Origin of the sequence: Actinomadura fibrosa, assembly GCF_900659615.1 — a bacterium.
Lineage (GTDB): Bacteria > Actinomycetota > Actinomycetes > Streptosporangiales > Streptosporangiaceae > Spirillospora > Spirillospora fibrosa.
In genome coordinates, this window is sequence record NZ_CAACUY010000503.1 from 1 (window position 1) to 2,264 (window position 2,264).

The window sequence follows — 2,264 nt, forward strand, 5'->3', positions numbered from 1 at the left end:
CCCCGCGGCACCCGCCCGCCCGGCGCCCCCGACCCCGGCCGTCCCGCCACCCGCCACCCCGGCCCCACCGCCCGCGGCCGTGGCTCCATCGGCGCCGACCGCCTCGGTCCCGGCTCCGGCGACGCCGCCTGTCCCGACTCCGGCGGCTCGTCCGGTGAAGCCGTGGCGCCGCACCACGCGTGACATCTCCCACGAGGACGACGTCATCATCGGGTCCACGGAGATCGAACGCCCCCCGGCGACACCCCGGCTTGAGGCGTCCCCCGCGAACCCGCTCAGCTCCGGCAAGCGCGGCGTAGCCTCCGGCGTCCGCCGCCCCGGCGCACCCGCCGAGTTCTGGGAAGCGATCGTCCCCCGTCCCGCGAGCCCAGAGGCACCGTCCGCCACCCCGGCCACCCCCACGCAGGGCGTCACCGTCCCGGAAGCACGCTCCGGCGACCCGGCAGACGCCCAGCCCGTCCGACGAGTCGCCTCGGACGAGTCACAACCCGAACCACACAAGCACCAGCCACAAACATCACCCCCGCCCCACAACGCCCCCCAAGGAAAGGCACCCCTCCGAAAGGAGCAGCCACAGGAAGAGGCAGCCCTGCCCCGCGACAACACGCCACAAGAGCCCGCCGCGTCGGACATCGCAGCCGCCCAAGGCGAGCCACCACTGAGGCAGGAGCCGCCGGGGGAGCGCGCACAGGACGCAACAGCGTCGCCGAACCAGGACGCGCCGCAGCTTGCCGCCCAAGGCGAGCAGCCTCCCCACGCCGAAGCCGTCAGAAAGCCCGCCACGTTCGGCGAGGCCCCGTCCCCCCAGCCCCCCGGCACTTCCAGCGAGGCCACCACCCAAGCCCCTGCCGCATCCGACATCGCGGCCCCCCATGGCGAGGTACCGCTGCGGCAGGAGGCTCCCGGTCAGGCTGTCGAGCCGTCCAGGGACGGCGAGCCTGCGGGGGCGTCGAGCGATGACGCTTCGGAGCGTGCGAGTGAGGTGACGCCGCCTCAGGGGATGCAGCCTCGCTTGCCTGCTGCGTTCGGCGCGGCGAGTGAGGCCGACCAGGAGTCGCGAAGCGATGGAGAGCCTGGTGCGTCGCCTCAGGCCGGGGCCCATCCTGTATCGGGTGCCGTGAGCCGGTCGCCGCGGCGGTTCGGGGGCGAGCCCGGGGACAAGAAGGTGGCCGGTTGGGACACCGCGCCGTCCACGGACGTCACGCGTCCGGCCGCGCCGCGGCAGCCGGAAAGCGCGCAGCCCGAGGCGCCGGTGCCGCCGCAGGTACCGAAGCCCGAGCAGGTGCGGCAGCCCCAGCCGCAGCGAGAGCCGGAAGGGCGTCCCGCGCCGACGCGCCCGGACATTCCGCGGCCGACGCGCCCCGACATCCCGATGGTCCCCGGCGCGTTCGGCGCCCAGTCACCGGCGCAACCCGCGCAGAGCCAGCAACCCCCAGCCGACGGCCGCACCCCGCAACCACCCGCGCAGCCCGCAGCGGACGGTCGTACCGGGCAGCCAGTGGCTGATGGTCGTACCGCACAACCTCCCGCGCAGCCCGCGACCAGCGGCCGCACCCCGCAGCCGCCCGCACAGCCAGCGCAGCCGGCGGCCAGCGGCCGTACCACTCAGCCGCCCGCGCAGCCGGCACAGCCTGCGGCGGACGGTCATACCGGGCAGCCAGTGGCTGATGGTCGTACCGCACAACCTCCCGCGCAGCCCGCGACCAGCGGCCGCACCCCGCAGCCGCCCGCGCAGCCCGCGGCCGGCGGTCGCACCCCGCAGCCGCCCGCGCAGCCGGTACAGCCTGCGGCGGACGGTCGTACTGGGCAGCCGGTGGCTGATGGTCGTACCGCACAACCTCCCGTGCAGCCTGCGGCCGGCGGTCGTACTGCTCAGCCGCCCGTGCAGCCTGGGCAGTCGCAGCGACCTGCGGCTGATGGTCGTACCGCGCAGCCGCCGGTGCAGCCTGCGGCTGGCGGGCGTGCCGTGCAGCCGCCCGGGCAACCTCCTGCGCAGCCCGCGGCCGGCGGTCGTACTGCGCAGCCGCAGCCGCCTGTGCAGCCGCCGCAGCCGCAGCAGCCTGGGGTGGGAGGGCGTCCGGTGCAGCCGCAGCGGGCGCCCGGGCAGCCTGTGCGGCCTGCCGGGGGGACGCCGCAGGGTGGGGTGCCGCCTCGGATGGAGCCGCCCAAGCCCTGGTCCAAGGGGCTGTCCAAGCCGCTGCGTCCGGCGTCGACCGACAACATGCTCTGGCCGCCGGTGCCGGGGCCGCAGCAGGGTGTGCCCG

Annotated in this window: 2 protein-coding genes; one reads left to right on the forward strand and one right to left on the reverse strand. The window is 76.1% G+C overall.

Features of this window, described 5'->3' with window-relative positions; all coding sequences use genetic code 11:
* A partial coding sequence (locus E1300_RS51130; protein ID WP_207400453.1) for a hypothetical protein occupies positions 1-183 on the forward strand: 183 nt, incomplete at its 5' end.
* Between the two features lie 1,216 nt (positions 184-1,399).
* Here E1300_RS51130 and E1300_RS49105 read toward each other — a convergent pair.
* The gene (locus E1300_RS49105) at positions 1,400-1,984 is read right to left on the reverse strand and encodes a hypothetical protein (protein ID WP_131764101.1); all 585 of its coding nucleotides are present in this window, start codon (positions 1,982-1,984) and stop codon (positions 1,400-1,402) included.
* Positions 1,985-2,264: the final 280 nt, after the last annotated feature.